Consider the following 22,564-nt stretch of genomic DNA (forward strand, 5'->3'; position numbering starts at 1 on the left):
TTATATGTCTAGTTGTACTGTTGAGTCCGCGGTGGAATGCGTGAATTTACTTGGTCTGAGCGAGGCCAAGCTCGTTGCTTTCTTTGAGAGCATCGGGGAAAAGAAGTTTCGCGCAACCCAAGTTATGAAGTGGATTCATCAGTACGGCGTCACTGACTTTGATGAGATGACGAACATCAGTAAAGCGCTTCGTGAAAAATTGAAGCAAATTGCTGAAGTTAGACCGCCCGAGCTTATTAAGCAGTTAGATAGCATTGATGGTACGCGCAAATTCCTAATCAGCGTTAGCGGCAATAACGCTGTCGAAACGGTGTTTATACCCGATGGCGAGCGCGGTACTTTATGCGTGTCGTCGCAAGTGGGTTGCTCCCTAGACTGTAGCTTTTGCGCGACAGGCAAGCAGGGCTTTAACCGAGATTTAACCTGTGCCGAAATTATTGGGCAAGTTTGGATTGCGGCTAAATCGTTTGGTCAGCTGACGGAAAAAGGCCCTCGGAAAATTACAAATGTTGTGATGATGGGGATGGGGGAGCCGTTATTAAACTTCGACAATTCTGTCGATGCGATGAATTTAATGATGCACGACTTTTGCTACGGTTTGTCCAAGAGGCGAGTAACATTAAGTACCAGCGGCGTAGTGCCGATGCTGGATAAATTGGGTGAGCATACCGATGCATGTTTGGCGATTTCTTTGCATGCGCCTAACGATGCGTTACGCAATGAGCTGGTGCCCATCAACAAAAAATACCCTATAGCGACGTTGCTCGATTCGGCTGAGCGCTATATTACCGGCTTGCCTGATAATCGCCGTAAAATTACGATTGAATACACTTTAATTGATCATGTTAATGATCGGCCCGAGCACGCCCATGAGCTTGCTGAGCTGTTAAAGAATATCCCTGTCAAAATTAATTTAATTCCTTTTAACCCCTTTAATTTATCGAACTACAAGCGAGTGAGTAACAACGCGTTGCGTCGCTTCCAAACGATTCTAATTGAGGCCGGATATACCACCACGGTACGCACTACACGTGGTGACGATATCGATGCGGCTTGTGGGCAGCTAGCGGGTGAAGTCAATGATATTACCCGTAGAAGTGCTCGCTATGGTTTAACCGGTGTTGCATCGGAGGAAGTCGTGAATTTTGTGGGTGGGAATCCTTAATAAAATTAGATGCATGCGAGTAACAATAACGATGAAAGCAATAAGTTTAACTATTAGCATTCTACTGTTGTCCGGCTGTGTTTCCACTGGCGTAACTAAAACGTCCAAAGTGGATCCGGCAAAGGCTATGGATACTCGTATTGAGTTAGGGATGAAATACCTCGATGCTGGCAATCGTGATCAGGCGTTGCGGCAGTTTCTCGATGTATTGGAAGTTGATAAAAAAAATCCCCGTGGTTTGCAGGGGCTAGCCTTGGTGCACCAGCTTAATGGCGAGCCAGAGGCGGCCGAAGAAAACTTTCAAAAAAGCATTAAATATGCGAATAACAAAGAAATTTCTGCGTCCCGTTACACCTATGGTCTGTTTTTGTCTCGCCAAGGTCGCTATGAAGATGCATCGGTTCAATTTGAGGAGGTTGCTAAAGACCTCTCTTACCCTGAGCGCGCATACTCACTATATTTTGCTGGCCGCTGCGCGTTAGAATTGAACAATATCGTGCGAGCCAAAGCGGCATTTACGCATGCTTTAAATCTTCGCTCTTCCATGGCGCCGGCTGTTATTGAACTGGCGGATTTAGCTTTTAAAGATCAGGATTACTCAACCGCTAAGCGCTATCTCGACCGTTATAACAAATTGACAGAGCCTTCTGCACGAAGCTTATGGCTTGGAATCCGTATTGAGCGCATATTTGATAACCAAGACCGTGTATCTAGCCAAGCTCTAGCGTTAAAAAATATGTTCGGTTATTCAAAAGAATACCTTGAATACAAAGCCCTTATAGAGAGCCAATAATGTTTTTATTTACGACTGTAAAAGAGGCATTGTTGTGACCTTGACGCAAGCCAGCGGCCTTACGCCGGGGCAGCAACTTTCTGCCGCGCGAAAGCAACAGGGAAAGACGTTAGTTCAAATTGCCGAGGCGACTCGAATTTTTGAAACCCGTTTAGAGGCGATTGAGCGCGATGATTATTCTGCGGCTGGGACTGCCCCCGCTTTTGTTATTGGTTATGTGAAAACATACGCTAAGCAAGTAGGCCTTGATGGCAAGCCGTTAGTTACTGTTGTAGAGGCGTATTTCAAACAAAAGAAGCTTAGTGAGGAGCAAAATAACCCGGTAGTGGCGCCGCGTAAAAACGTTAACTGGCCGCCATGGGTGGCAACTGCTGTAGCGCTTATTATTTTTATTGGCTTGGGCCAATGGTTTTTTGCGCAGCAAAAAGAAAAAATGGCAGACGACGCTATTGTTGTGAATAACTCTGCCGAGCTTGCACCTTCGCTCAGTAGTGTAAAAGCTTTAGAGCAAAAAGTGCCTTTAACACAGCGCGATGAAAATTTAATGTCTCGCGACTTGGTGGCTTCAGTTGAAGAGAGTAAAGAGCAAGAACCCATCAAGGCTGCGTCTAGCTCGGTTGCGAGTTCGATGGCTATTGCGCCTGATGTAAACAGCGGTAGTCAAAACACTCCTGAAAACATCGTCAAGTCGGAAACTCCTGTAGCGCAATCGGCTAATGCTGAATCAGTATCACTTAAACTGCAGACAGAAGCGTCTTCGAGCGATGTATTAAAATTGGTGTTTACGGCTGATTGCTGGGTCGAGGTAGCTGATGCCAGTGGCCGTAAGCAAGTCGCTAAATTGGCTAAAGCTGGTGATGAAATTCAGCTGCTGGGTAAAGCGCCTTTTGATCTAAAATTGGGTGATGCCGCTGCGGCGACAGGCTTTGTTAATGGGCGCGCCCTAGACTTAACTGCTAGCCCCGGACGCCGTGTCTTACGGATTCAAGTTGGCCCTTAACGGGCCCGTTATTTAAAGAGTTAATTATGCATTGCGATTCCCCTATTGTCCGCCGTAAAACCCGGCAAATTATGGTAGGAAATGTACCTGTTGGTGGCGATGCCCCAATCAGTGTTCAAAGTATGACAAACACTGAAACTTGCGATGTTGCTGCAACGGTTGATCAAATTCAGCGTATTCAAGCGGCAGGGGCTGATATTGTTCGGGTTTCGGTGCCTAGCCTAGAGGCTGCGGATGCTTTTGGCGAAATCAAAAAGCAAGTCACTGTCCCATTAGTGGCGGACATTCATTTTGATTATCGCATCGCACTTAAGGTGGCCGATTTAGGGGTGGATTGCTTAAGAATAAACCCTGGTAATATTGGCCGTGAAAAGCGCATTCAGGCGGTGGTTGATAAAGCCCGCGACTTAAATATTCCAATTCGCATTGGTGTTAATGCGGGCTCATTGGAAAAAGATTTACAAAAAAAATATGGTGAGCCAACACCGCAAGCCTTGGTAGAGTCGGCGCTTAGGCATGTGAATATTCTTCATGAATTGAATTTTGAAAATTTTAAAGTAAGCGTTAAAGCCAGCGATGTTTTTATGGCCGTTGAAGCTTACCGTCTATTATCGAAAGAAATCGACCAACCTTTGCATTTAGGTATTACCGAAGCTGGTGGCTTACGCGCCGGTACGGTTAAGTCGTCGGTAGGTTTGGGCATGCTGTTAATGGATGGTATTGGCGATACTTTACGTGTGTCTTTAGCGGCAGATCCCGTCGAAGAAGTGAAGGTTGGGTGGGATATCCTTAAAAGCCTTAAGCTTCGAACTAAGGGCGTTAACTTTATTGCTTGCCCAAGTTGCTCTCGTCAAAACTTTGATGTGATTAAAACGGTTAATGATCTAGAAAACCGTTTAGAAGATATTACGACGCCGTTAGATGTAGCGATTATTGGTTGTGTTGTAAATGGCCCAGGAGAGGCCAAGGAAGCCGATTTAGGTTTAGCGGGCGGTACGCCAAGAAACTTAGTTTATAAAGATGGGGAGCCTAACTCCAAATTGGAAAATGCCAACTTGGTTGATGACCTAGAAGCTATGATTCGTAAAAAAGCTGCTGAAAAAGAGGCTTTAGAAGAGAATTTAATCGCAAAAGCGTAATCAAAAATTGATCAATATTTTCTTATCCGCTCGGCTAAGCTGAGCAGTGACAAGATAAGTTGTTAAGGTATATCTTTGAAAAAAATACAGTCTGTTAAGGGAATGAATGATTTATTGCCTGCTGATTCACCAGCTTGGCAGTACGTTGAAGCTACAGTTAGCGACGTGTTATCACGCTATGGTTTTAGCGAAATTCGATTTCCTATTGTCGAAAGTACCGACCTTTTTAAGCGTGGCATTGGTGAGGCTACAGATATCATCGAAAAAGAAATGTATACCTTCGATGATCGCAATGGCGATAGTCTAAGTATGCGTCCAGAAGGTACGGCAAGTTGCGTGCGTGCCTGTGAACAACACGGCTTGCTCTACAACCAGACTCAGCGTTTGTGGTACCAAGGCCCTATGTTTCGCTACGAGCGCCCGCAAAAGGGTCGGCTTCGTCAATTTCACCAAATAGGCATAGAAACCTTTGGTTTTGCAGGGCCAGACATCGAAGCAGAGCTGTTGATTTTAACGGCTAGGCTGTGGCGCGAGCTGGGGCTTGAACAGTCGGTTGTACTGCAGATTAATACTCTTGGAGCCAGCGATGCGCGTCAAAAATACCGCGACGATTTAGTTAAGTACCTTGAAGCCCGTAAGAATGAACTCGATGAAGATAGCCAGCGCCGTTTGACCACGAACCCGTTACGTATATTAGACAGCAAGGTTACTAGCACGCAGGATGTTTTAAATGGTGCGCCAGTGCTGCGTGATTATTTGTCACCAGAATCTATAGAGCACTTTGAAACACTAAAAACCTTGCTGGATGCAGCCGGAGTTGCTTATGAAGTCAACCCGCGCCTAGTCCGGGGCTTAGATTATTACAGCAATACGGTCTTTGAGTGGGTAACAACCTCATTAGGTGCACAAGGAACAGTTTGTGCCGGAGGCCGTTACGATACCTTGGTTGAGCAATTAGGCGGGCGGCCTACGCCGGCCTTTGGTTGCGCTATGGGGGTAGAGCGTTTAGTTTTACTTTTGGCGGAACTCAATGCCATGCCAGAGGGTCTTGATGGTCTTGTTGATATCTATGTGGCTGCGGTTGGTAATGTTCAAGCCAAAGCAATTGCACTTGCCGAGCAAGTGCGCGATGCTATGCCGTTTTTACGCGTCGTCGGTCATTGCGGTGGTGGCAGTTTTAAAAATCAACTTAAGCGTGCGGACAAAAGCGGGGCAATGTTGGCTTTGATTGTTGGTGAAAGCGAAGCGGCTGAAGGCTCCGTAACGATTAAGTATTTACGCCGCGATGAGCCCCAAAAGAATGTGCCAGATAGCGATATTATCGGTGAAATCCAAGCCTTGATGGATGTCTAAATCACGGTGACAACAACAAAAAGCCAGCATCGTCCTATATGGCCGAAGGTGGCGGAATAAGAAACAATAAAATTAGGAGAGTCTCGTGTCCGAGCATTTAACAGAAGAAGAGCAAATTGAAGCCTTTAAACGCTGGTGGAAAGAGAACGGTAAATTAACCGTATCGGCGGTTGTATTGGCCAGTGCGGGCTATTTCGGGTTTGGTGCATATCAATCTGCGCAGGAAAAAACTGACCAAGCCAATTCTGGCTTATACGACAAAGTCATTGCTGCGGCAACAGCCCAAGGTGATGCTGCGCTAAGCCCCAAGCAAAAGGCGGGTGTTGTTGGTGCCGCTGAAGCTGTATTAGCTGAAGATAATACGGGTTTATATGCTGATTTATCCCGTTTTCACTTGGCTAAAATGGCGGTAGATGCTGCAGAATACGAAAAAGCAGCCAGCTATCTAGATGCTGTAATTGCTAATAGCCAAACTCAATCTTCAGTTGAATTGGCTACACTGCGCTTAGCGCGAGTAAAAGCGGCTATGGGCAATACCGACGAAGCGCTTGCATTGCTAGCATCATCGCCATCTGATGCGTTCACCGCAGGTTACGCTGAAGCACGTGGTGATGTATTGGCTAGCTTAGGTCGTTTAGACGAAGCTTATACAGCGTTTGAATCTGCGGTTGCTGCATTGGAAGGGCAAGAGTCTAACGGCGGAATGCGAGCAAACATATTAAAGTTTAAAATGGATAACGCGCGTATTGCCACAGCTTCGCCGCTTGCCATTGGCACTAATCCCCATGCGGTTAATCCACATGCTGTAAACCCTCATGCCGCAACACCTGCTGAGGCTGCTGAATGAAGCCATTGGTTCGCTTTGGCTTAGTGGCTTTGGCGCTAAGTTTGTTTGTGGGTTGTACTGCAAAAGATGCTTCCTTGGTTCCTGCTGAGTTAGCCGTTTTTGAATCAACCGCCAGTATTTCCAGTCGCTGGCATGCTTCTCTAGATGGTAACGCGCGGACGATGGGGATAGGCCCGTTTAAATCTGGCCGCGTATACAGCCGTCCAATGTTTGGCGGCAGTAACTACCAACGTTTTTACCTTGCGCAACGCGAAGACACATTATTTGCGGTAACAGGCAAGGGAACGGTTTTTGCGGTCAATAAAAAGAACGGTAAAACCTTATGGCGCTCGTCCGTTAGTAAAGATGTTAGTGCTGGCATCAGCTTACATGGCGATGTGCTTTACACCGCAACAACCAATGGTGACGTATTTGCCTTATCAGCGGAGGACGGCAGCATTATGTGGTCGGCAACTGTCAGTACTGAAGTGTTAGCGCCGCCCCAAAGCAATGGACAAGAAGTTCTTGTTAGCGCTATTGATGGTCGTTTATTTGCGTTAAGTGCGGCAGATGGCGTGCAGTTATGGAATTACGATCATCCACAACCGCTACTTACCTTTCGTGCCCAAGCCTCGCCTTTGTTGCTCGGAACCCAAGCTTTTGTCGCATTCGATAACGGCCAGCTGTTGAGCTTTGGCACCAAAGAGGGCGACCTTCGCTGGTCTGTACGTGTAAGCCAACCTCAGGGTATTACAGAGCTTGAGCGCGCTGTTGATCTCGATGTTACGCCGGTTTCAAGCGGCCCATTTATTCTGTCTGCTGGTGCTAATGGTCGCATTGTTGCTGTTAGCCGAGGTACTGGAAAAATTAGCTGGGCCGAAGATGCTAGCGTTTTTAATGAAATAGCGGTGAATGATGCTGCTGTTTTTTACGTCGATGAAACAAGCCATGTTATTGCCCGCCGGCTAACCTCTGGGCAAGAGCTTTGGCATAGTAAAGACCTACATCGCCGCAATGTTGGCTCGCCTGCGGTTTTGAATAACTTTGTTTTAGCGGTCGATAGCTCAAATTACCTACACGCTTTTGATGCGAAAACGGGTAAGTTTGTTGCTCGACGCTCGTTGCCGGGTAACGGTTATGGTTCCCCAATGCTTGTCGACGATGACACGGTTTATATTCTGGCGGATAATGGCGCCTTGAGTGCGTACCGCATTAGCCCTAAAGAGTAATAGCTTTTACCCCTGTGTAAACTAGTACTTAACTAGGCGATTGCCTAAAAGACCCCTGCACATTGCGGGGGTTTTGTTGTTTTATACTGTTCGAAATATCTGCAATTGTGCAGCTGAACAGACCTAATTGGTTGTCCTTATGATTCCTGTAATAGCTCTTGTTGGTCGCCCCAATGTCGGTAAATCGACGTTGTTTAATCGCCTGACGAAAACGCGCGACGCGCTCGTTGCTAACTTTTCTGGTTTAACGCGAGACCGCAAATACGGAGAAGCAAGCTATCAAGAGCAGCGCTTCATCGTAATCGACACTGGCGGTCTTAGTGGTGATGAAGAGGGCATTGATGCGGCAATGGCAGATCAATCGCGTCTCGCTATCGAAGAAGCCGATTTGGTTTTGTTTTTGGTGGATTGCCGTGCGGGTTTAACTGCCTCTGATGAGCAAATTGCGAGCTTTTTACGCCAACGCAGTAAGCCCGTTATGTTGGTGGCCAATAAAATTGATGGTTTAAATCACGATGTAGCGACGGCGGCCTTTTACGAGTTGGGTTTAGGTGAGGTGCATGGTATTGCGGCTGCACACGGCCGTGGCGTGACTCAATTGCTGAGCGATGTTTTCGACACTTTGCCAACCTTGGCTTTGGCGTCGAATTCTCCGGCAGATGAGATGGCTCTCGATACTACCGAAGGAGAGGGTTTACAAACAGAGCTAGTAGAGCACGAGTTAGCTCCGTCAGAAGATGCTCCTATTGCTAAAGGCATTAAAATCGCGATTGTTGGTCGGCCAAACGTTGGTAAATCGACACTAGTAAACCGAATGCTAGGTGAAGACAGGGTGGTGGTATTTGATATGCCGGGCACTACGCGTGATAGTGTATATATCGATTACGAACGTTTTGGTCAGATGTATACCATTATTGATACCGCAGGTATTCGGCGGCGTAAAAACATTACGTTGGCGGTCGAGAAATTCTCGATTGTTAAAACCCTACAAGCCATTGCTGATGCTAATGTGGTTATTTTAATGATCGACGCCGAAGAAGGCATAGTAGATCAAGACCTGCACTTGATGGGGCAGGTTATTGATGCGGGTCGCGCACTTGTAGTGGCATTGAACAAATGGGACGGCCTAGAACAAGAGCATAAAACCTACGTTAAAAGTGAGCTAGAGCGCAAGCTGAGGTTTATTGATTTTGCCGACTTCCATTTCATATCAGCGTTGCACGGTACAGGGGTGGGGCATTTATATGAGTCCATCGAAAAGGCTTATCAGGCCGCGACTGACAAGTTATCTACCAATTTCCTAACGCGTATATTGCAAGGCGCTGTGGCAACGCATCCACCGCAAATGGTCAATGGCCGTCGTATTAAACTGCGCTACGCCCACCCAGGGGGCAACAACCCGCCTATTATTGTTATTCACGGCAATCAGACGGACGCGGTGCCCGCGCACTATACTCGCTACCTCGAAAAAGCTTTCCGCAAAGCGCTAGACTTACACGGCACGCCTTTGCGAATTCAGTATAAGTCGAGTGAAAATCCGTTTGAGGGCCGTAAAAATAAAATGGCGAAAACCCCCGCCGACAAAAAACGCAGGGTAATGACAATAGCTAAAAAAGGAAAGGCAGGCGCAAAACCTAAATCTGGTCGTGCTAAGAAAAAGTGAGAGCGTTATTGTATTGCTGATTAACGCTCGGATTGTTTGATTGCTTGGTGGCGCTTCGGATGTTTGTGTTACCTATTTTCTTGGCAGAGCGTTACTGCATCATTTCTCACGCAGTTTTCTTCTAGCATCGAGCAACTTCGACAGGAAAATGTATGGGTTGCAGTGGGTGGCTTTACTAGATATAACTCCATTACGGCTACCAATTCTTTTTAAATACATTTGATAGCATTTCGGCTTTTTTAACGTTTAACCTTTCAATGGCTTAACAGAATACTTCTTGGTGGTTATAGCAAGCATCATTTCAATAGCGCATATGGAGATGGCGATGAGGTTGATGCTTACCATTTCGTATTGTTGGTTAGTCAAAAGTTTCCAATAGCTAGCGCCTTTTCACCAAGTTAGAATGCAGCTTGGCTGACGACGCTAATTGAATCGAGCCAGATACTTATACTGCTTAGAGGGCGTAATGGCGGAGAAAAAGGCCTTGCGGCGCTAAGCTAGCGCCATAATGAGTGGTTAAATTGCGCCAAGTTTTGGTTATGGCGTTGCTATTCAGTGTGGTTTAAATACCTGTGCTAATAACAGTGTTCGTAGCGGCGGAGTCTGAAAATAATGCGGGCATGGACTACCGACTGGTTGATGGTGTTGTGATAAAGGCCGATTATCAAATTGGTCAGAGTGATAATCTAAGTGACAGCCTTAGCATATGTATTGATTGGTCTTCTTGGGACCGCGAAGAAGGCTTCGTTGTTTGTTAGGTGTGGCGTATGGGTGTTATGACGTTTATCAAAAGTATCTGGGTTGTTTTAGCGGTTGTAAGTACCCTTGCATTGGTTATTTTGCCGCAGGCAGCAGTTGCCGATACGGTTTCTAAGCAAGCGGCATTTTTAAACCAAGTATTTAATAACGAACCTGTCAGCAAGCCGCAAACGCTCTGGCTAACAAAGGGCGTCAAGCAGGAGCTAAAAGGTTTGTTTGACTATGAAATTGGTGTTTTAAGGGTGCGCTATCAGGGCCTCCTAGCAATAATTAGACAGACAGTAGAATTTTTGCCCTATAGTCATCATCAATAGCGGAGGCCATGACTCGGTGTTTTAATCTGCGCTTACTCGTATCGTTAACCTTTAGCAGATTCATGCAAAACCTTTTTATAACAGCCATTGCAGCCGCTCCAGATGCGAGCCTACATTCATCCTCTTTAAAGGTAACATCGAGTTGCCAGTGTAAATTATTTTCAACTCCCCAGTGACTTCGAACTGCATCGGCCCCGCGTTGCGCGTCAACGGCCAAAGAGCTTAAATACCAAGAAACTTCTGATGATTCTTTTTCGCCTTTTATTGTATTGCGTTCAACACGAATCAGTGAATTAGCATCACACCATTTTCTCGCTGAATTAACCCAGTCGCTAATTTCTACATGATGCGTTTTTCTTTGCTCAATTCGACCATGACCTTTATCGACTTCTTCATAGGTGTCATGGGTTATGTTGGCAAAGTCTTCGCGTATTAATTTGTGGTAATACGCTTCTATTTCAGCACGTAACGCCTTTTGGTTGTCTTTTAGTTGGAGCACATAATCGCCTCCCCCACTGCGAATTTTATCGGCTACTTTTACTTGGCAGCCCATTGCATCCGTTGTAACAATGGCACCGTTAATATCGATTAGATCAAGCACCAAAGGAATCGTCTTTATTTCATTTGATTTGTCTTTAGTTTTTAGCGCCGTCAACGTTACCCCATGTTTTTTTGACCAAGCACTTACCATGTGAATGGTGTCTAGAGCGCTATGCCTTGTACCTCTCATAGTCTTGCCGTCAATCGAAATAATATCCCCTTCACCTGCCTCTTGAATGAATGCTTCGAAGCCTTTTATTAACTCCTCTGTATTTATTGAGCAAATGAAAAAACGTAGCGTTTCAACACAAGGTATTGAGTCTAAAGTGACAAAACGCTGGAGCCATTCATGCTTTAGCTTGGCAAATTCAACCATAGCTTCTGGGGTGTCATATCCACTGATGGTTGAGGAAAATATGATCAGCAGGAGGCTAGATAACGCGTATTTCTTGTTTTTATCTCGTCTCGGATCAGTAATATGAGCCGTACATTCGTCTAAGGTCACTCAATTCTCGCTAAAGGTTATAAAAGCGAGCAAATCTTAGACAATGCGGTTAATTATTGCTAGGGGGCCCTGGGTGCGCTATTGGATGCAGGGCGATACCACCGCTTGGGTCTTGGACGAAATAGGCAAAGAGCAGCCGATTACTATGGCTTTAGCTATTGGTGCTAGTGGTGTAAAAAGCATTCAGGTGCTCGAATATCGTGAAAGCCGAGGTGGTGAAATTCAATATCCCTTTTTTACCCAGCAGTTTGATCACGCAGTGCTAGAGCAGAGCAATAATAAGCTCAAATTAGATCGCAACATCGATGGCATTACAGGGGCTACGCTTTCTGTTCGGGCTATGACTAAAGTCGCCAAGGTCGCGCTATACCTTCACAGCAAAGTGATGGAAGCTAAGCTAGGTAACCTTGCCCGTCAATCTTAAGCGAATAGCACCGTGCCTGAGTTGCTGATAAGGTGGCGGGCTATTTTCTTTAATGCTGTTATTTTAAAGGTTTAGGGGCTATGAAAAAGCCGGTGAAATTACGCAGGCAATTTTGGCATTGGCATCGGCGCACCGGTTTGTTTAGTCTTATTGTATTGGTTGTTTTGTGTCTTACAGGGGTGGCGTTAAACCACAGTGCTCATCTTAATATTGATCGTTATAAAGTCCATTCGCCCATAGTCTTACAGGCGTATGGTATTCGTATGCCTGAATTTAGAGGTGTGAAAGTAGGGGAGCATTGGGCCACGGTTATCGCGAATGATCTCTACTTGAACGGCCAAGTGCTGACTCAATGCCATGGTAGTTTGCTGGGTGTATTGCATTCTGCCGTAAATAGCTATTGGTTAGCAGTATGCGAGCAAGAGCTAATCTTGCTTACCCCAGATAACCAACTTATTGAAATCATCGATGTCCACTTGGGGCTGCCAACGCCCATTCGTGCTGCCGGCATGTGTGATGCCGAGCTTTGCATTCAAAGCATTTCTCGCGGTGGCGGCAAAAATGCCGCTGCGTTAACAACCTATAGTGTAGACCTGAATGCGCTGGAGTGGCTGCCTATGGACGCGTTATCAAGTTTCACACCTTTTTCTCTTTCCGTGTTGCCAAAAGATCAGCAAGCTTTTTATCAGCAGTTTTATGCGGGTGAGGATTTAACTTGGGAAAGGGTCGTATTGGATATTCATGCGGCGCGCTTTTTTGGCGCTGCGGGACCTTGGATTCTAGATTTTTTTGTACTGTTATTTTTGTTTATGAGTGGTAGCGGATTTTACTTGTGGTACACAGCAAGCAAAAAGCACTAATAACTTTGTTGCTCTGGCGGGTTAAATAAATTGTAGTGTTATCCCTAAAACTACAAGGTAGCGCGCACCTTTGCCGACAAATGTAAGCACGAAAAACAGCAGAAAGTTAACGCGTAAAACGCCTGCTAATAAGGTCAGCGCATCGCCAACAACAGGTAGCCAGCTAAATAACAAAGACCATTGTCCGTATTTTTGAAAGCTTTGTTGCGCTTTTTTGAGCTTGGCCGCTTTAATGGGAAACCATTTACGGTCTTGGTAGTGTAAAAAGTAGCGCCCCAAAACCCAGTTGAGGCAAGCGCCAAGAGTGTTGCCCAATGTGGCCGCTAGCCAAAGTGCTAAAGCGGCGTAACCTTGCTGTAAATATGCAACTAATATTGCCTCAGAGTAAAAAGGTAGCAGTGTTGCAGCGAGAAATGCCGAGCCAAAAAGCGTGAGATAAATCATATGTGCGTATTTTTCGATGTGGAAGTGAGTTCGCAGGAATCGTTCTTTAGCTGGCGCAATTATGCCATGATTCACACTTTAAAATAATGGTGACCTAATCGTGCTTAATCGCATTTGGATCAGTTTTTTTGCTATCGCATTTATAGCTGCGATATATCAATTTGGCGTACTGGGCAATACAGACATCTTCAAAGAGATTGTGGATTCGCTCTTTGCTATGTCCAAGGTGACGGTAGAAATAGCTATTGGGCTAATCGGTATTTTAAGCTTTTGGCTCGGCATGATGAAAATTGCAGAGCACGCTGGCTTGATTGATAAAATTGCACGGGCAATTTCCCCACTGTTTACGCGTTTGATGCCTGATGTCCCAAAGGGGCACCCAGCTTTAGGTTCCATGACGATGAACCTATCGGCAAATTTCTTAGGCTTAGATAATGCAGCGACCCCGTTGGGGCTCAAGGCAATGCAAGACTTGCAAAGCTTAAACCCCAATAAAGAAGTTGCCAGTAATGCGCAAATTCTATTTCTAGTTTTAAATACCTCGTCAATTACCTTGTTCCCGGTAACGGTTTTTGTTTACCGCGCACAACAAGGTGCGGCTAACCCTACGGATGTATTCATCCCTATATTGTTAGCAACATTTTGCTCTACCATAGCTGGGCTACTGGCTGTTTCGTTTGTTCAAAAAATCAACTTATTACAGCGTACAGTATTACTGTATTTGGGGGCTGCAATAGCCTTAGTGGCGGCTTTGGCGGCCTACTTTTCGACGTTGACGGCAAGTGCTCTAGCTCAGCAATCTTCTTTCTTGGGTAATTGCCTAATTTTTAGCACTTTACTGCTGTTTATTGGTGTCGCGTCTTTCCGGAAAGTAAATGTTTACGATAGCTTCATCGAAGGAGCAAAGGAAGGCTTTGAAACAAGCATTAAATTAATCCCTTATTTATTGGCTATGTTATGCGCAATAGGGGTTTTTCGTGCGAGTGGTGCATTAGAGCTGCTAATTGACGGCATCCGATGGGGCGTGGCTGTCGCGGGCTTTGATACGCGTTTTGTCGAAGGCTTACCCACAGCCTTAATGAAGCCTCTTAGTGGTTCGGGCGCGCGAGCTATGATGATTGAAGCGATGAATACTAGCGGCGCAGATTCGTTTGCTGGACGCCTTTCTTCGATAATACAAGGCTCTACCGAAACAACATTTTACGTGCTGGCTGTTTATTTTGGCTCGGTAGGTATTCGTTATGGTCGCCATGCTGTGGGTTGTGGCTTAATTGCTGATTTTGCCGGTATTTTCGCTGCCATTGCTGTGTGTTATTGGTTTTTTGGTTAGCAACCCGTTATTGCGTTAACCACTATTCCTCTACTAGCTGTTTGTATTCTTTATCGGATAGGCAAGTTTGGCAATGATGGTAAAACAGGTCTTGCCATTCTCGGCTTGCTTCGCTCAGCGTTTCGCCTCCTATTTTTTCAATTGTGACAAGCGACTTTTTGAGGTGTCGTGATACATGCAAACTTTGAGATACTTGAGGAATTAGTGCGCTGTATATGTCTTCGAGCACATCTTTTTCACGTATCGGTTTTATGTAGATCCGCTTGTATTTAATATTTTCGTGGTCCTCCCTTTCGCTTTCATTACTTATTGGGAAGTTATCTACCCATAGTCGCATGGCCCGTATAAACGTGCCTATAACATCAATTGCTGTGCCTGGATCATTAATGGCAGGAGAAAGCGCTTTAAGCGCAATTTCGCTTAACACAACAAACCCGTAACGTGGATCTTGCTCAAAGGTCCTATTGTCGCCGATAACAATTGTATCCAGAATGTTATTTTCAGTCGTCTTGTCAAGTTGGGCGTTAGTTTCTATCAGCGGTGTAATAGAGTCCATAAACTTACCCGGGTTGACATGAATGTATATCTCGATATCTTTTTTATTGGCAATATTATTTAACGCTTCTATGTCAATATATTGTACGTAACCAATGCGATCGCAAGCTAGGGGGTAACGCTTTTGGGTGTTTGCATGCTTCATTGGTGTGCAATGTAAAAAGGGAGCTTTGGCTCTATGGCGTATCGAACTGTGCAGTGCTGACTCTACTGTTTTAATGGTTTCTGAGACGCGACCTAAGCGAGAAAGTTGATCTATCCACTTAAGCAAAAAAATAATTACAATTGCAATGACAATAATGGTGAATAGAAATAATACAATAATGACATCTTCGTGATAAATGTTGGCGCCAATAGAAATAATCCCGACAATACTGAATAGGAATGCGCCAATAAACGCTCCCAGTGCATTTTGAGCGGTAGAGTTCTGCATTAAAAGGCTGTTTGTTCTTGGGCTAGCTGTCGTGGCGGCGGTACTAAAAGCCTGCACCATAATCGACAAGGAAAATGTTGTAACGGCAAGCATGCTGGAGGCAAGTATTTTTAAAATATCTTCTACGGTATTTTGTGTCACCATTTGCTTTAATTTTTCAGGGATATAAGGCCCTAATTCTGGCCCAATGACAATCGCAAAGACAGCCAGTAAGCAAAAAGCGCAGCACCTTACCCATAGCTTGCGCATGAAATTATTCAGCAAAAATAGAATTTTATTCATAACTTAATGTTCTGCTTGATCGCTAAGAGGGCTGTTTAGATTGATGATTGTACTGTAAAGGTTTGAGGCACGAATCTCTATTATCTAGGATGCTTACGGGTACAGGGTAGCATTTTATATGCGGCCTGTTTAGTTGACCGGAATACTTCAGGCATGCCGCACGTTTTGGCGTGGGCTAGGCCTTAGCGTTTCCACAAACCGGAGGGGCAATTAACAGCTTGCTGCCGGAAAATTGAAATGTAAGGGCGCGTTGAGTGCTTTGCTTCATAACAATTGCGGTTATAGGCCGGTAATTGGAATGCAAAGATATTGAGTATGGCGAAAGGATCGATGACAGAAGGGTTATCGTTCGTGTGTTTTTGCTGAGCGGTGGTGGTTAAGTTATGATAATTTTAAAGCCAGCAGGTATTAAGCTGCTGGCTTTACCCTAACGTTGCATTAACTTTTGGCCCAGAATCGCTTCGCTGCTTCCATAGCAGCATTTCTAGCGTCCTACTCAATTTTTCTGGATTTCACCTAGAATGACTCTTATCAATCCAAAAAAATCTCCGTTCAACGCTATAAATACCACTCTAATAAGCGCCTGGCCTTAAAACCTAATGCAATGTTAGGGTTTACGCTCCTAGTGACAGCCGCAAATAAATGGATATTGGGTGGTGTTTTCTGCGATGGTGAGGATGTTGAAAAATTCAGTTAACACCGATTCTGCGGTACAAAAAGCACCTTCTACCCAAGCTTGATCGTTAGAAAAGGCCGAGCCAATGATGAATACATTTGAATTTTCTACGCCCGCCATCCGGCCTGGCGTACGAATTTTTTGCATAACGTCGCAAATATCATAGTGTGCTGCCCACGCATGGTAGCCAGCACCAAATGGGTTTAAGCCCCAGTTCATAAATACCGTTTCAACCGGGTCAGGGATGGCGCTGGCCTTGTTTGGATCGTTGTAGTGAACTTTAGCCAGCTGCAGTTTCAGCATGCGCATCATTTCAAATGGTGCTTCGGCGGCCCCGTGTAGCGGTTGGTAATTTTGGCTAAGGGGAGTGGTTCTGCGTGTATTGGCGGCTACCTCAAGCTCCTCCCAAAATTTAGTGAAGCGCATATCGTCGTAGGAAGTGAGCAGGCCGTAAACCTTGTCTTTTTCTTTTACTTTACCGGTGGCATTGTTGCCAAAATAATACACTTGGCGTAGTGGCAAGTCGGTAATGGTTGGGCCATAGACATTGTCACTGCTATTACCGTTGATGAGTTTTGGATTGTAGGTCACTTCACTATCTTGCCACCAAGGCGTTTTGAAAAACATTGCAATTTTATAGGAGGGTTGCTCTATAACCGATTGCAAATAATTTTGTACGTTGGTTGCATTTAAAAAGTCAGCTTGGTTATCGGTTAATGTTTGATAACGTGTGGCGCGGGCCACTAATTCTATGGCGTTAGGCGACATGGCTAAAAAGGCGTAATCGGTACCGTATTGCGCTGGAATAGCCTTGTCTGGAGATGCACTTGTGCTAAGCATAAAGCGTGTTTTTTGTGGGTACGCATTATCGTGCCAAATAGAGTGTAAACGGGTATTTTTATTCACTTTAAAGCTAATTTTATTATCCAGTGCCGCTTGTTTACAAGCCTGATATAGCGCTACAAATAAGCTGGAATAGCCCGTTGACAATGTTTTAAAGGCGCCGCCTGGAGCAAACTCCCCGTTGTACACTGCCGCATTGGCGGCATTCCAGTTAATAACATTAGAGCTATAGCCGCCAGCATCGGCAGCATATTGGAAGCCTTCGTTGCCGGCTTGATCGTAAAAAATGTTCCAATAGCCGATATCGCCGGTATTATCACCACTACTATAAACGTAGGAGCCATTATCGAAGCGTGCACTGAGAGTGCCATTTTGGTAAAACTTGCACTGCTCTACACGGGTTTTAACAGGATTACCTTCTGTAATTAAGTTGGAAATATTCGCCATTAAATAATCAGCCGATTTAGCATTGTTACCGGGTGTGTTATAGGGCGCGAGTACTTCTTGCCCGTTAACAGTGGTGCCTAAATCTTGTGAATAAAAATGCTGACCGCGAAGGTAAAAAAGTGGATTATCTGTTGTTTTAAAATTGATGATTTTTGTATTAAGTGGCTCGCCATTAAGGCTGAGCTTATCAATTGTTAAACTCACTAATTGATGGCCGCTAGCATCTGTCGGGTTCCACTGAATAAAACGCATGCCGCCAACTTCAATATAGGCTTGGTTGGGGTCTTTTTTATAGTGGTAGCTGCATATGCGGCCTGCTGGTGTTCTGTCGCCTTGGCCGTTGGCTTCGTAATCGTAATTCCCCCATTCATAAATGTAGACTTTGTCATCCTGGGTTAATGTTCCTCCGGTGAGTAGTCGCCAAGCACTGTATAAGCCTCCGGGGCCGCCGCCAAAAATACTGTATGTTGCCATGTTAAAGCCTGTTTTTGTTATAGGGGTTATGCTTGGCAGCTTGGCTGCCAGTTAATGGAAAAATTACTGCGGGCAATGCAGTAGTTACGGTAGTGAAAATCATTAGTGGGCTTATTGAGCATTTGGCAAATCATATCGCCTAAAATGGGGATAAATTTTCCGGCCCAACCCGCGCTATACACCACAATGTTGTGGTGGTTAGGATGGTCTTCGGGTAAATAATCCAGTAATAATTCTTTTGTTGAATCTTGCGCTAGCGCAATTAAGCAAGTCGATGTGAAGCGTGGCGTTGCTTGCAAGCCCTTCATATGTTTTAAAACCCAATTTGAATCTAAAGCTAAGCTTTTGGCGCTAGGCGCGATATTGCGCTGGGAGGGTTTTTCGATAGAACCGTGGTCTGGGAAGTCGGTGGCAACACGAAGGTAACCGGGGTGTGACCAGTCGACTTCTGGAAAACCGTAAAACAGAGCGCTTTGTTGCGGTTTTTGAAAAACAAACCAGGTGGGTAAGTAGAGTTGTTCAGCAGTTTTTTTAAAGTAAGCTGAAGACATCTGCCAAAGTTTTATTGGCATTCTTAAATTTAATAATTCGAGTGTTTGATTGATGTAAGGCCCCGTTGTAATCGCTAATTGGGAACAACAAAATTCGGCATTAGGGGTTGTAATATGGATGTTGTCGGGGGTTGATGCGTCAATAGCCCTTACTACTTGCCACTCCATTAAATCAACTAAACCTGAGGCTAGTGCTTGGTTGTAAAGTGTATTCTCGGTAGCTTTTAAGTTAATAATGCCGCCGTCGGGTTGAAAAAAACCACGGTAATCGGCAGGCAAGTTCTTGAATGAGTACTGAGCTTCAATTTGCGCAGCGTTAAGGGGCGCATAAGGAATGTTGAGCGCATTCATTACGTTTTCGGCCGCTTGAATCCCGCCTTCTTGCGAGTTGAGTTCAGGGTCGCCAAACCATAAGCTGCCACTGCGCGTGATTAAACTTTTTTGGCTAAATCGCTGTAAACTTGCCCAATAATCTTGTGCGGCTAAGGCTAGCTCGGCCATGCTAGTTTGGGCGTACTGAAGCCTGAACTGACGAGAAGCACCGGCTGAACTGCCTTGGTTGTTTAGATAACTGTATTGCTCCAGTACTAAGGTTTTTAGGCCTCGTAGGCTGGCTTGGTAAGCCGTCGCCAAACCGATAGGCCCGCCACCAACAATAATTAAGTCGTAATGTTTCATGGGTACCTCTTGCTGAGCGTTAAATCAGAATTTCTATGCCATGAAAGTTTTCGTAAAAATCCAGATCAAAGGCGCTTTCCTGTGCGGGGAAAAAGGCATCGTTATCCAGCCATTTAGCAATATGCTGGCGCTGGTCTTCACTGCCTTGCCAGCGTAGTTTGGCTAATCGTTGAATGGGCTGTGGGTTAAGAGTCATCATTAATTCGCGGTGCCCTCGGCGCACGGTAAGTACAACCGGGGTTACTTGGTTTGCAGCCCACTTAAGCGCTTGTGGTGAAAAGGCGTAATGATTAATAGAGAGAATAATATCGCCAGGCGCAATACCCACTTTGCTTGCGGCACTGGTGTCGCATACGCCATAAATTGTTGCGTCGGTATTACTCATAAAAAACAGGCCTAGATAAAAACCTGCTTGCCATTCGGGAATTAACCCCAGTTGGCGGAACTTAGCTGGTGTATCAAGGTGAGCAGGTTGTGTAATTTGCTGCTCGATACCGCTACCTAAACCCGCGTGCCTTTGATTAAAAAAATCAATAACATCTTGTGTACTATAGCCAATGTAGTTTGCCGGTACTGTTTGGTTCGGGCCAAAAAAAGTTTGGTAGAAATCGCTAAAGGCATTATCGAGGGTATCGTTAAATGTCATGCGCAAATCGGTATCTAAACCAAAGGCAATTAACATTCCTTTGTCGTAATAGTCGATACTGTTATTGACGCGGCCTGGGTATTTAGCGTGGTTCATGTAGGTCGCTAGCGACGAGTCGGTCGCGCTAACGCGTTTGTAGGCTGGCTGCTGACTTAGGTGTTGGTAGTAATTGGCTACGGCGCTAAAAAATTGTGTGGGGCTATAAGCTTTAGCGCGGGTACTAATAAGAAATTCGTAGTAGCGGGTAAAGCCTTCGGCCATCCATAAACCTTCGGTAAAACATCCGCAATCCAGCGTTGACGATAGTTGCCCCAAAGGCGCTGGACGCAAGCGCCGAACATTCCAAGCGTGGAATAATTCATGGGCACACACGCGAATGCCATTAGCAAATTGGTCTGGGTCGATAAAAACATTTGGCCCTAAACCACTCATATTGCTGGTTAAGTGTTCTAGCCCCCAATCGGCTTGAGGGTTGAGCGATAAAAAGAAGGTGTAATCGTCAAAGGGAAACTGGTGAAAAATGTCGTAGGTTTTATCAACCGCAATGCACAATTGGTCGACAAACTTGTGTACGGTTTGCTCAAAGCCAATACCTTGGTCCACAAAAACGAAATAAAACGGGGTGTTGTGTATAGCGCGTTTTATCAATGTGAAGTTGCCGAAAACAACGGGCGTATCTAGCAGTAATTCGTAGCTGGGGTAAATCCAGCTGGGCTGTTGTCCGATTTGTTGGGCACCAGAAGGATGATGAAAGCCCCAATCTTTTGGTAGGTTATGGTAGGTCACTTTGCATTGGCCTAAGTGTGCCGGCGTGTGTAAATAGCGAGTGCCCAATAAAATAGTGTATTCACTATCAACCAAACCCATGGCATCACCTAATTCAGGCTCGTAGCAAGATGCGTTATAGCGGACGATCAGGTGTTGGCTGTAGGATTTAATCAGGTATTGGTTAAAACCTTTGCGCTCGACAACCAGCGGTTTACTTTCCCCTTCGTTATTGGCGCTTAAGCAAAAAATATCGCGTCCGTAGGCTTCAAAGGAGTAATCGCCAGGCACCCATGTGGGGATTTCTATAATTACGTCCCCGTTCGCAATGGCTCCAGTTATGGTCATTTCTACGGCAATTTCTAATGCCATGGGGTCAATGGTTACGTCATAGCAAACTGCTGGGGTATTAGCCTGTTGTGTCATCAATTACACCTGCGACATTTACATGGTTTAAGAAGGCTACAACAGTCCTTGCAAGTGCGGTATTACACGACATTACCAAGGTTGCTGTCTTGGCTGTTTGTTGTACTAATTGGTCGTATTGACGTTAGCTTGCGTATTAGTCCTAGAGCGGTAAATAACCAGTAATTAGGTTGCGCGTTGTGATAAATAGCTAATGGGGGAGATATGCAGCAGACGATGTTAGCTGGGCTTGGTGGTAGGCAGGCAAAGCCGGCACTTTTTTATGACGGTGCTTGCCGCCTTTGCGCAGGTGAAATTAGCCGTGCGGCACAAAAGGCTAAAGGCAGTATCCAATTTATTAATGTACATACGTTGGATGTGCCCCGCGAGGAAAAAGCCCGCTTATTAAAAAGCTTGCACTTGTGGTTGCCAAGCGGCCAAGTATTGCGAGGGCTGGATGCTAATTTGGCGCTATGGCGTTTAGCGGGCGGGCACCCATTGGCCAGCATGCTGGGCTTTGCGCTAATTCGACCGATTGCGCGCTTGGCCTATAACACTTGGGCGTGGCTGCGTTATAAGGCGCTTTACGGTGGGGGTACTTGCAACCGGTGCGCGTTAGCGGGGAATGACAAAGGTGATTGCCTTGGAAAATAAACCTGGTTTACCAACACACAATCTTAGCCACGTTGTAGAGCCCAAAGTTAGGCGCTGTTTAGTTATTGGCGGCGGCGCTATAGGGCAGGCGCTGGCGCAATACCTTAGCGGTGAAGAATTCGCAGCAGCTGTGGCGCAAGAGGGCGTAAGCCGAACCGAGGTTATTGCCACTTGGCGTACGACCGAGCCGGTAGCGCAGAATAACCAGCTGCGCTGGCTGCAACTCGACCCCACAGATCCAAGCAGTGTTGCTTTGTTGGCCCAGCGCATTAGGCAGCTGTGGCCAGATGTGCATTGGTTGATTAATTGTGTGGGCATGCTTAGCGGCGAGCAGGGGCCAGAAAAGCGTATACAAGATTTTTCGCCAACGTTTTTTTTGCACAACTGCCAAGTAAACGTTGTGCCTACGTTGTTGCTTGCTCAGCATCTTTCAGATTTTTTTGCTAAAGGCGACAACAGTATATTTGCGGCTCTTTCGGCAAAAGTGGGCAGCATCGAGGATAACCGTTTAGGTGGCTGGTACAGCTACCGAAGCAGCAAGGCTGCATTGAATATGGCCCTAAAAACGCTCAGTATTGAATGGCAGCGGCGGTACCCAAAGCGCTGTGTTGTAGCATTGCACCCTGGTACTACCCGCTCGCCATTATCGGCACCTTTTAGCGCCAAGGTTCCACCTGCGCGCTATTTTACTGCCTATAAAACAGCGCGCTTACTGGCTAAACAATTATTGCTTTTACAGCCACATCACACTGGGGATTTTATTAGCTGGAATGGCGAGCGCTTGCCTTGGTAATACGCTTATGTTTTGCAA

At 45.6% G+C, this 22,564-nt stretch carries 21 protein-coding genes; 15 read left to right on the top strand and 6 right to left on the bottom strand.

Translation table 11 applies throughout. From position 1 onward, the window contains the following. The first annotated feature begins 4 nt into the window (after nt 1-4). From rlmN to MARGE09_RS11985, 10 genes are all read left to right on the top strand, one after another. Nucleotides 5-1,165: a dual-specificity RNA methyltransferase RlmN gene (gene rlmN / locus MARGE09_RS11940; RefSeq protein WP_236982189.1), complete on the top strand. Its 1,161-nt coding sequence runs from the start codon at nt 5-7 to the stop codon at nt 1,163-1,165. A 31-nt stretch (nt 1,166-1,196) separates the two neighbouring features. Next, nucleotides 1,197-1,958, top strand: coding sequence for a type IV pilus biogenesis/stability protein PilW (gene pilW / locus MARGE09_RS11945; RefSeq protein WP_236982191.1), 762 nt, complete (start codon nt 1,197-1,199; stop codon nt 1,956-1,958). A gap of 34 nt (nt 1,959-1,992) precedes the next feature. Further along, on the top strand, nt 1,993-2,958 hold the full coding sequence (locus MARGE09_RS11950) for a RodZ domain-containing protein (RefSeq protein WP_236982193.1): 966 nt from the start codon (nt 1,993-1,995) through the stop codon (nt 2,956-2,958). Between the two features lie 26 nt (nt 2,959-2,984). Next, nucleotides 2,985-4,097, top strand: coding sequence for a flavodoxin-dependent (E)-4-hydroxy-3-methylbut-2-enyl-diphosphate synthase (gene ispG, locus MARGE09_RS11955; protein ID WP_236982195.1), 1,113 nt, complete (start codon nt 2,985-2,987; stop codon nt 4,095-4,097). A 75-nt stretch (nt 4,098-4,172) separates the two neighbouring features. Next, the gene (gene hisS, locus MARGE09_RS11960) at nt 4,173-5,450 is read left to right on the top strand and encodes a histidine--tRNA ligase (RefSeq protein ID WP_236982197.1); all 1,278 of its coding nucleotides are present in this window, start codon (nt 4,173-4,175) and stop codon (nt 5,448-5,450) included. Nucleotides 5,451-5,535: 85 nt separating this feature from the next. Beyond that, nucleotides 5,536-6,297: a YfgM family protein gene (locus MARGE09_RS11965; RefSeq protein ID WP_236982199.1), complete on the top strand. Its 762-nt coding sequence runs from the start codon at nt 5,536-5,538 to the stop codon at nt 6,295-6,297. Then, nucleotides 6,294-7,505, top strand: coding sequence for an outer membrane protein assembly factor BamB (gene bamB, locus MARGE09_RS11970; protein WP_236982201.1), 1,212 nt, complete (start codon nt 6,294-6,296; stop codon nt 7,503-7,505). Before MARGE09_RS11965 ends, bamB begins: the two co-directional genes overlap by 4 nt. Before the next feature lie 139 nt (nt 7,506-7,644). Further along, a complete protein-coding gene (gene der / locus MARGE09_RS11975) occupies nt 7,645-9,168 on the top strand; it encodes a ribosome biogenesis GTPase Der (protein ID WP_236982203.1) in 1,524 nt (507 codons plus the stop codon). A 572-nt stretch (nt 9,169-9,740) separates the two neighbouring features. Next, nucleotides 9,741-9,926 carry a hypothetical protein gene (locus MARGE09_RS11980; RefSeq protein WP_236982205.1) on the top strand — a complete coding sequence of 62 codons (186 nt, stop codon included), beginning with the start codon at nt 9,741-9,743 and terminating at the stop codon, nt 9,924-9,926. A 9-nt stretch (nt 9,927-9,935) separates the two neighbouring features. Next, on the top strand, nt 9,936-10,241 hold the full coding sequence (locus MARGE09_RS11985; RefSeq protein WP_236982207.1) for a hypothetical protein: 306 nt from the start codon (nt 9,936-9,938) through the stop codon (nt 10,239-10,241). Here the strand turns inward: MARGE09_RS11985 and MARGE09_RS11990 are convergent. Continuing rightward, on the bottom strand, nt 10,198-11,286 hold the full coding sequence (locus MARGE09_RS11990; RefSeq protein WP_236982209.1) for an ISAs1 family transposase: 1,089 nt from the start codon (nt 11,284-11,286) through the stop codon (nt 10,198-10,200). The genes MARGE09_RS11985 and MARGE09_RS11990 overlap by 44 nt on opposite strands. Nucleotides 11,287-11,359: 73 nt before the next feature. Between MARGE09_RS11990 and MARGE09_RS11995 the strand changes: the two genes are divergently transcribed. Together MARGE09_RS11995 and MARGE09_RS12000 are read left to right on the top strand one after the other, a co-directional pair. Continuing rightward, a complete protein-coding gene (locus MARGE09_RS11995) occupies nt 11,360-11,710 on the top strand; it encodes an FMN-binding protein (RefSeq protein WP_236982211.1) in 351 nt (116 codons plus the stop codon). An 80-nt stretch (nt 11,711-11,790) separates the two neighbouring features. Next, nucleotides 11,791-12,570, top strand: coding sequence for a PepSY domain-containing protein (locus tag MARGE09_RS12000; protein ID WP_236982213.1), 780 nt, complete (start codon nt 11,791-11,793; stop codon nt 12,568-12,570). Between the two features lie 21 nt (nt 12,571-12,591). On the opposite strand, the gene MARGE09_RS12005 is transcribed toward MARGE09_RS12000, so the two are convergent. After that, nucleotides 12,592-13,014, bottom strand: a complete 423-nt coding sequence (locus MARGE09_RS12005) for a YqaA family protein (protein WP_236982215.1) — start codon at nt 13,012-13,014, stop codon at nt 12,592-12,594. Between the two features lie 100 nt (nt 13,015-13,114). Between MARGE09_RS12005 and MARGE09_RS12010 the strand changes: the two genes are divergently transcribed. Beyond that, the gene (locus tag MARGE09_RS12010; RefSeq protein ID WP_236982218.1) at nt 13,115-14,344 is read left to right on the top strand and encodes a nucleoside recognition domain-containing protein; all 1,230 of its coding nucleotides are present in this window, start codon (nt 13,115-13,117) and stop codon (nt 14,342-14,344) included. Nucleotides 14,345-14,366: 22 nt separating this feature from the next. Here the strand turns inward: MARGE09_RS12010 and MARGE09_RS12015 are convergent, their stop codons facing one another. The 4 genes from MARGE09_RS12015 to MARGE09_RS12030 all read right to left on the bottom strand — a co-directional run bounded on the left by MARGE09_RS12015 (nt 14,367) and on the right by MARGE09_RS12030 (nt 21,120). After that, the gene (locus MARGE09_RS12015; RefSeq protein ID WP_236982220.1) at nt 14,367-15,614 is read right to left on the bottom strand and encodes a DUF2254 domain-containing protein; all 1,248 of its coding nucleotides are present in this window, start codon (nt 15,612-15,614) and stop codon (nt 14,367-14,369) included. 622 nt (nt 15,615-16,236) lie between these two features. Further along, entirely contained in the window at nt 16,237-18,054 is a 1,818-nt protein-coding gene (locus tag MARGE09_RS12020; RefSeq protein WP_236982222.1) for a flavin monoamine oxidase family protein, read from the bottom strand. A 26-nt stretch (nt 18,055-18,080) separates the two neighbouring features. Beyond that, nucleotides 18,081-19,283 carry an FAD-dependent oxidoreductase gene (locus MARGE09_RS12025; RefSeq protein ID WP_236982224.1) on the bottom strand — a complete coding sequence of 401 codons (1,203 nt, stop codon included), beginning with the start codon at nt 19,281-19,283 and terminating at the stop codon, nt 18,081-18,083. A gap of 19 nt (nt 19,284-19,302) precedes the next feature. Further along, the gene (locus MARGE09_RS12030; RefSeq protein WP_236982226.1) at nt 19,303-21,120 is read right to left on the bottom strand and encodes a M61 family metallopeptidase; all 1,818 of its coding nucleotides are present in this window, start codon (nt 21,118-21,120) and stop codon (nt 19,303-19,305) included. 204 nt (nt 21,121-21,324) lie between these two features. Between MARGE09_RS12030 and MARGE09_RS12035 the strand changes: the two genes are divergently transcribed. Together MARGE09_RS12035 and MARGE09_RS12040 are read left to right on the top strand one after the other, a co-directional pair. Next, nucleotides 21,325-21,753, top strand: a complete 429-nt coding sequence (locus MARGE09_RS12035; protein ID WP_236982228.1) for a thiol-disulfide oxidoreductase DCC family protein — start codon at nt 21,325-21,327, stop codon at nt 21,751-21,753. Further along, nucleotides 21,743-22,546 (top strand): SDR family NAD(P)-dependent oxidoreductase, encoded by an 804-nt coding sequence (locus tag MARGE09_RS12040; protein WP_236982230.1) that lies wholly within the window; start codon nt 21,743-21,745, stop codon nt 22,544-22,546. Before MARGE09_RS12035 ends, MARGE09_RS12040 begins: the two co-directional genes overlap by 11 nt. Nucleotides 22,547-22,564: the final 18 nt, after the last annotated feature.

The sequence above is a fragment of the Marinagarivorans cellulosilyticus genome (assembly GCF_021655555.1).
Classification (GTDB): Bacteria; Pseudomonadota; Gammaproteobacteria; order Pseudomonadales; family Cellvibrionaceae; genus Marinagarivorans; species Marinagarivorans cellulosilyticus.

Excerpts from the sequence above, each read along its gene's own strand:
- rlmN (WP_236982189.1), top strand. The coding sequence starts at position 5 with ATGTCTAGTTGTACTGTTGAGTCCGCGGTGGAATGCGTGAATTTACTT.
- pilW (WP_236982191.1), top strand. The coding sequence starts at position 1,197 with ATGAAAGCAATAAGTTTAACTATTAGCATTCTACTGTTGTCCGGCTGT.
- ispG (WP_236982195.1), top strand. The coding sequence starts at position 2,985 with ATGCATTGCGATTCCCCTATTGTCCGCCGTAAAACCCGGCAAATTATG.
- bamB (WP_236982201.1), top strand. The coding sequence starts at position 6,294 with ATGAAGCCATTGGTTCGCTTTGGCTTAGTGGCTTTGGCGCTAAGTTTG.
- der (WP_236982203.1), top strand. The coding sequence starts at position 7,645 with ATGATTCCTGTAATAGCTCTTGTTGGTCGCCCCAATGTCGGTAAATCG.
- MARGE09_RS11985 (WP_236982207.1), top strand. The coding sequence starts at position 9,936 with ATGGGTGTTATGACGTTTATCAAAAGTATCTGGGTTGTTTTAGCGGTT.
- MARGE09_RS12000 (WP_236982213.1), top strand. The coding sequence starts at position 11,791 with ATGAAAAAGCCGGTGAAATTACGCAGGCAATTTTGGCATTGGCATCGG.
- MARGE09_RS12005 (WP_236982215.1), bottom strand. The coding sequence starts at position 13,014 with ATGATTTATCTCACGCTTTTTGGCTCGGCATTTCTCGCTGCAACACTG.
- MARGE09_RS12015 (WP_236982220.1), bottom strand. The coding sequence starts at position 15,614 with ATGAATAAAATTCTATTTTTGCTGAATAATTTCATGCGCAAGCTATGG.
- MARGE09_RS12020 (WP_236982222.1), bottom strand. The coding sequence starts at position 18,054 with ATGGCAACATACAGTATTTTTGGCGGCGGCCCCGGAGGCTTATACAGT.
- MARGE09_RS12025 (WP_236982224.1), bottom strand. The coding sequence starts at position 19,283 with ATGAAACATTACGACTTAATTATTGTTGGTGGCGGGCCTATCGGTTTG.
- MARGE09_RS12030 (WP_236982226.1), bottom strand. The coding sequence starts at position 21,120 with ATGACACAACAGGCTAATACCCCAGCAGTTTGCTATGACGTAACCATT.
- MARGE09_RS12035 (WP_236982228.1), top strand. The coding sequence starts at position 21,325 with ATGCAGCAGACGATGTTAGCTGGGCTTGGTGGTAGGCAGGCAAAGCCG.